Source organism: Pedobacter glucosidilyticus (assembly GCF_002483235.1).
GTDB classification, from domain to species: domain Bacteria; phylum Bacteroidota; class Bacteroidia; order Sphingobacteriales; family Sphingobacteriaceae; genus Pseudopedobacter; species Pseudopedobacter glucosidilyticum_B.
This window is the reverse complement of the sequence record NZ_DLHN01000001.1, coordinates 108,314-114,354: the sequence shown is the minus strand read 5'-3', so window position 1 is coordinate 114,354 and position 6,041 is coordinate 108,314. Positions and strand designations below refer to the sequence as shown.

The window sequence follows — 6,041 nt, the reverse complement described above, 5'->3', positions numbered from 1 at the left end:
GTTAGGTGGTTAGGTGGTTAGGTGCCAAAACATATTAGCATAAATTGTTTTATAGAATCCTGAAATAATTCGGGATTTTTTATTTTTATAGCATGAGTATAGAAAAATGGGAGACTTGCTCTTCTGAATATATTGTAAAACGCCCATGGGCAACTTTAAGGGTTGATGAATGTAAACTACCTGATGGCAGAATTGCTAAAGAATATTATGTTTTAGAATATCCCAATTGGGTTAATATTGTTGCTATTACTGAGGATGAAAAAGTTATTATGGTTAGGCAATATCGCCACAGTGGAAATTTAGTTTCTATTGAGATACCTGGTGGTGTTATAGATGGGGATGAAAACCCTGCTGATGCTGCTAAGAGAGAACTATTAGAAGAAACAGGCTATCTGTTTAACGATTTAGAATTGGTTTCTACCATTTATCCCAACCCTGCAACATCAAACAATGTTACTTATTGCTATTTGGCTAGAGGTGGCAAAAAAGTGCAGGAACAGGATTTAGATGAGCATGAAGATATTGATATTGAATTTTACAGTATTGATGAAGTAAAACAAATGTTATTGAATAATGAAATCCCTCAGGCTTTACATGTTACTGGTTTGATGTATGCTTTTTTGAAGATGGGAGTGTTGAAGTAAGTCGGGAGTCCGAAGTCCGATGTCCGATGTTGGAAGATTGAAGACTAAAGTTTGGGTTTAATTATTTTTTTGTAAAGCAGGTTTCTTCTTTCATAGCTTACGATAGTCTGGTTTTACGCTGTATTTTTTGGCAGAAAAAGCCAAAAAGATGCCGCTTCAACCCAGTTTATTTACGCAGGTTTTTGCTAGAAATTAGGAAAGAGAAAAATCAGCTAAAACTTAAAACTACTGAGATTTGTTTAAAAAGTCTAGCACTGCTTTGTTAAATAGTTCGGGGTTCTTTAAAGGAGCGTAATGATCTGTCTCTTTTAGAATTAATAATTTAGAATTGGAGATTGATTTTTCTATTAATTCTGAATGTTTGAGCTTTACTACATCATTCTCTCCAGCTATTAATAAAATAGGGATTCCTTGAATTCTATTTAATTGATTTGGTGAGATATTTGGCTCCTCTAAAACTAAATTTATCAATCTAGCTTCAGAATTATTATTTTTTAAAAATGGATCTTGCTGGATTTTTTCCTTTCTAATTTTGAAACTATTAATAACTTCTTCTGATAATGCATCAGTACCATGAAATATATTAGCTCCCATAGTAATTAATTTATCCACTCTATTTGAATGATTTAATGCGAGTAAAATACCTATGTTGCCTCCGTCACTCCATCCAAGAATACTTGCTTTTTTAATTTTAAGCGTATCCATTAAAGTAATTACATCTTTTGAAAAAAGCTCATAAGTATATCTAGACTTACTATAATCTTGACTATTTCCTTGCCCTCTAGAATCTAACGCAATAACATTAAAATAATCAGATAACAACTTTACTTGCTCTCTAAAAGATGAAATAGACTCTCCATTACCATGAAGTAATATCAAAGGTTTTCCTTTACCATAGGTTTCGTAATAAATTTCTCCACTATCAACCTTACAAATCTTTCCTGCATGGATATTATTTCCAAATATGAGTTTTAAATCAGGCTCATCTTCTTCAAACTTATCTCTAATACTAGCTTTTAAAGAAGGTATCATTGCCCTTATATTAATATACAAATGAGAGTTTGAAGCAGAATTCCATTTAGAGAATGATTTCTCTCTATAAAAGCTCTTTTTAAAAATTGATGGATAGGAAGGAATTAGATAAGAATACTTTGTAGAATCAGGTGCTTTATTTAAAATTTCTAACCCGATTGCAATTTTATTTTCTCCTTTTATTCTAATATTATATTTGCTTAAGTCTATACTATTCCAACCACTTTGTTGAGCAACTTTAAAAATAATATCTCTCTTTAAAATATTATCACTAGGCTCGCCATTTACAACAGAATAAATATTCAATCTAACATTCAGATTTTCCAGCTTATTTCTTATCAATAAAAAGTCAATACTTTTTATTAAAATATCACCATCAATATCAATAATAGTGGCTTGTTCTAATCCAGATAAATCATTTTCTACATACATTTTTGTATATGCCCGTGGATTTAAAACTAAATTTCCTTTTGTTCTACCATAAACAACTTCTGATAGCTTTTTTTCATTTACAATAACTTCATTCAAGAAAGTATTAAGATTAGGTTCTAGAATAATTTCTATATAATTTTTACGAGTTAACAATTCAATAGCATTAAATCTTTTTGATTTAAAACCAGTTCTAGATACTACTATAGAATCTTGATTATTTAATAATGATTTATTTATTTTTAGATTAAAAACACCAAGTGAATCAGCTACAGTACCGATAACCTTTCCTTCAATTCCAAAATAAACATAAGGAATTGGATGTTGATTTTTATCCTTAATAATACCCTGAATATTAATGTTTTGTGAAAATACTAAGAGTGATTTGATAATTAAAAAAGCTATTGCTAGAGTAATTTTCATAGGCTTTAAGTAGAGTGATAAGCTAATATATCTTTTTTATGCAGAATCTTTTAGCTAAATAGAATTTGACCACCTAAAAATGCTATTTTTTATTTAAAATCAGTAAAACTTAAATAGCACCAAAACCCCACCTAAACTGAACGCAATGGAAGCAAATACCCTAGCGAAGCTCGGAGTATTGCATACAGTCCAGAAGGGATGGTTTACCACCCGACTGCTTTTGCCGAAGCGATACTACAAGACCTTTTCAAAAAAGATCATAAAACAAAAAAATCCCGTTAAGTGTGTACCTAACGGGATTTCTTCAGAAAATTTAGATTAGCTCATTTTAAGCTTTTTCTGAATATCGTGGACATAAGCTTTAAATTTCTTATCGGTATCTATTAAATCTTCTACGGTTTGGCAGGCGTAAATTACAGTTGAGTGGTCTCTACCTCCAAAGAACGCTCCGATTGATTTTAATGATGTTTTAGTATGGCTCTTTGCCAAGTACATAGAAATTTGGCGAGCTTGAACAATTTCTCTTTTTCTGGTTTTTGATTTTACCATCTCTACCGGAACTTCGAAATATTCGCACACCAATTTCTGGATATACTCCATTGATATTTCTTTGCTTGTGTTTTTGATAAAATTCTTTAGCATTTGCTTAGCTAACGAAATATCTATCTCTTTCTTATTTAAGGTTGATTGTGCAAGTAAAGAAACCATTGCACCTTCTAACTCACGAACATTGTTGTCTATGTTGTGCGCAACATACTCGATAACATCATTTGGAAGTTCAATACCATCTTGATACATTTTCTTTTTCAGGATAGCCATACGGGTTTCGATATCAGGAACAGAAAGATCTGCTGATAAACCCCATTTGAATCTTGAAAGCAATCTTTCTTCTAAACCTGCTAAATCTTTTGGGGCTTTATCAGAAGTGATGATTAATTGCTTACCAGATTGGTGTAAGTGATTAAAAATATGGAAGAAAATATCTTGTGTTTTATCTTTTCCGGCGAAATTGTGTATATCATCCATGATGATAACATCCATTGCTTGATAGAAATTCACAAAATCATTAATGGTATTATTCTTTAAAGAGTCTACAAATTGCTGGCAAAATTTCTCGCAAGAAACATAGATAACCAATTTATCTGGCATATTTCTTTTGATTTCATTACCAATAGCTTGCGCTAAGTGGGTTTTACCTAAACCTACGCCTCCATAAACCATTAAAGGGTTAAATGAAGTACCACCTGGTTTTGCTGCCACAGCATAGCCTGCCGAACGAGCTAAACGGTTGCAATCTCCTTCAATGAAATTCTCGAAAGTGTAGTTTGGATTTAGCTGTGGATCTACCTGTAGCTTTTTTAATCCGGGGATTACGAAAGGATTTTTAATATCCTTATTTAAAGCAACAGGCATAGGGATAGACTGGTTTTTACCTTCAGCCCCGTTACCACTTGAGGGAATATTTGTAGTGTAAGGCTTTTGTGAGGATGATTTTTCTACAACAATGTTATACTCTAATCTGCCAGAATCGCCTAACTGGTTTTTAATTGTCTTCCTTAAAAGACCTACATAATGTTCTTCCAACCATTCATAAAAGAACAAACTAGGTACCTGAATCGTAAGAACACTTCCTTCTAATCTAAGTGGAGTGATAGGCTCAAACCAGGTTTTAAAACTCTGGCTGGGGATATTATCCTTAATGATTTGAAGACAGCTTTCCCAAACATGGGTACAAGTTTTTTCCATATATTTCTTTAATAATCTGATTCTAAATGCGATGGAAGCACTGCGGGGTTGCTTGCTTCCGAGTCTCGAAGATTGAAAAAAAAATCGGTTTAAAAAAGCTAAATTTTGAAATTATTTTCAACCACTTCAATAGCAGAAGAATAAGTTATTTTTTTCTTTTTTTCTTTTGTGAAAACATAATCAATACGCCCCAAGTTAATTCCTGCAAAACCTACTTGATTAACCAAAATTTCTTTACCTGATAGATTTTTTACGCTTTCTGGAGTACTTAAAAATGTATGCGTATGGCCACCAATAATTAAATCTGTAAAGTATATACTTTGGGCTAAAACTATATCAGAAACCTTATTTTCGCGGTATTTAAAGCCCAAATGAGAAAGACATATTACTAAATCGCACTTTTGGTCTTGTTTTAAAAAGCGCTCCATTTCTAAAGCTTTTTTAATAGGCTCGGTATATTGGGTTTCTCCGTATTGTTGTTGGTTTACTAAACCTGTTAACTCTATTCCTAAACCATAAACTCCTATTTTTAAGTCTCCTTTATTAAAAATTTGGTAGCCTTTGGTTTTACCTTCTAATGCGGTATTTGTAAAATCGTAGTTAGCGTTTAGGATAGGGAATTTTGCATGTGGTAATTGTTTAGCAAAACCTTCCACTCCATTATCAAAATCATGATTGCCCATAATAGCGGCATCATACCCCATCATGCTCATCATTTTAATTTCTAACTCGCCCCCCCAATAATTAAAATAGGGTGTGCCTTGGAAAATATCTCCAGCATCAAGCAATAAAACATTCTTTTCTTCTTTCCTAATTTTATTGATGAGTGTAGCTCTAGGGGCAACACCGGCCTTACCTTGGTTACGAGAGCCGTCCATAGGGAATGGGTCTATCCTACTATGCACATCATTGGTATGTAATATGGTAAGTTTTACAAAATCTTCTTCAGCAAATACACTTATCGGATTAAAACCCATTGCTAATAAAGCTGCGGTTGATAGAGAACCTTTTATAAAACCTCTCCTATTTAAGTTTAATTCTTCCATCTTTTACAGGATTTAAAATTTGATTATTGTTTTTAAATGTTGCTAGATAATCTAGCAGACCTTCTCTAAGTTTATACTCATAAACTTTTGTAGATAAGGCTTTGGTAAAAATCTCGCCACCATCGCCACCGTTTATCATATAATCGGAAGTTAAGACGGTATAGTTCTTTTCTAAGTTGATAGGTTCTCCGTTGATTTTAATATCTGAAGCTTTACCATTTTCTATGGTAAATGTTGCTCCTGAAATAGGCTCGCCACCACTATTGGCAATAAAGTTGAAAAACTCTTTGATATTTTGACCAGAGAAAGTAGCCGTTGCAAATGCATTTTCAAAAGGCATCAGCTCAAAAATTTTGTAACGTGGGATATTTCCTTTTGGTAAAGAAGTACGTAAACCACCATAATTGGTATAGGCAAAATCAAACTGAATATTTTTTGATTTGGCACTTACATACATAGCATCTGCAAAGAAATTGTTTAAAGGTGCTTCGGGCTTACCTTTCTGAATTTCTTGAGCTGATACCGCAACAACATCATTCATGATAGAATCTAGCTGTTGTTTGTAGGGCTTATAAAAATTACTTAGGCTAGTATCAGCAGAAAAATCCGAAGAGACAGGATAAATTTGCTTTTGGATATTTTTAACTTGATAATGAACACCACAAGCTTGTAATAATAGTGCTGCAAAAGCAACTATTAAAAATTTAAATTTCATATTTTA

The 6,041-nt window shown here is 32.6% G+C and carries 5 protein-coding genes; 1 reads left to right on the top strand and 4 read right to left on the bottom strand.

Annotation, left to right across the window (positions count from 1 at the left end):
• The first annotated feature begins 92 nt into the window (after nucleotides 1-92).
• A complete protein-coding gene (locus B2745_RS00565; protein ID WP_304062291.1) occupies nucleotides 93-644 on the top strand; it encodes an NUDIX hydrolase in 552 nt (183 codons plus the stop codon).
• Nucleotides 645-869: 225 nt separating this feature from the next.
• Here the strand turns inward: B2745_RS00565 and B2745_RS00560 are convergent, their stop codons facing one another.
• The 4 genes from B2745_RS00560 to B2745_RS00545 all read right to left on the bottom strand — a co-directional run bounded on the left by B2745_RS00560 (nucleotide 870) and on the right by B2745_RS00545 (nucleotide 6,035).
• Complete coding sequence (locus tag B2745_RS00560; RefSeq protein WP_304062290.1) at nucleotides 870-2,528, bottom strand: alpha/beta fold hydrolase; 1,659 nt, start codon at nucleotides 2,526-2,528, stop codon at nucleotides 870-872.
• Between the two features lie 318 nt (nucleotides 2,529-2,846).
• A complete protein-coding gene (gene dnaA / locus B2745_RS00555) occupies nucleotides 2,847-4,274 on the bottom strand; it encodes a chromosomal replication initiator protein DnaA (RefSeq protein ID WP_026903927.1) in 1,428 nt (475 codons plus the stop codon).
• Between the two features lie 98 nt (nucleotides 4,275-4,372).
• Nucleotides 4,373-5,320, bottom strand: coding sequence for a bifunctional metallophosphatase/5'-nucleotidase (locus tag B2745_RS00550; RefSeq protein WP_304062289.1), 948 nt, complete (start codon nucleotides 5,318-5,320; stop codon nucleotides 4,373-4,375).
• Nucleotides 5,298-6,035, bottom strand: a complete 738-nt coding sequence (locus B2745_RS00545) for a 5'-nucleotidase C-terminal domain-containing protein (protein WP_304062288.1) — start codon at nucleotides 6,033-6,035, stop codon at nucleotides 5,298-5,300. The genes B2745_RS00550 and B2745_RS00545 overlap by 23 nt, the downstream gene beginning before the upstream one ends.
• Nucleotides 6,036-6,041: the final 6 nt, after the last annotated feature.

Excerpts from the sequence above, each read along its gene's own strand:
- B2745_RS00560 (WP_304062290.1), bottom strand. The coding sequence starts at position 2,528 with ATGAAAATTACTCTAGCAATAGCTTTTTTAATTATCAAATCACTCTTA.
- B2745_RS00545 (WP_304062288.1), bottom strand. The coding sequence starts at position 6,035 with ATGAAATTTAAATTTTTAATAGTTGCTTTTGCAGCACTATTATTACAA.
- B2745_RS00550 (WP_304062289.1), bottom strand. The coding sequence starts at position 5,320 with ATGGAAGAATTAAACTTAAATAGGAGAGGTTTTATAAAAGGTTCTCTA.
- B2745_RS00565 (WP_304062291.1), top strand. The coding sequence starts at position 93 with ATGAGTATAGAAAAATGGGAGACTTGCTCTTCTGAATATATTGTAAAA.
- dnaA (WP_026903927.1), bottom strand. The coding sequence starts at position 4,274 with ATGGAAAAAACTTGTACCCATGTTTGGGAAAGCTGTCTTCAAATCATT.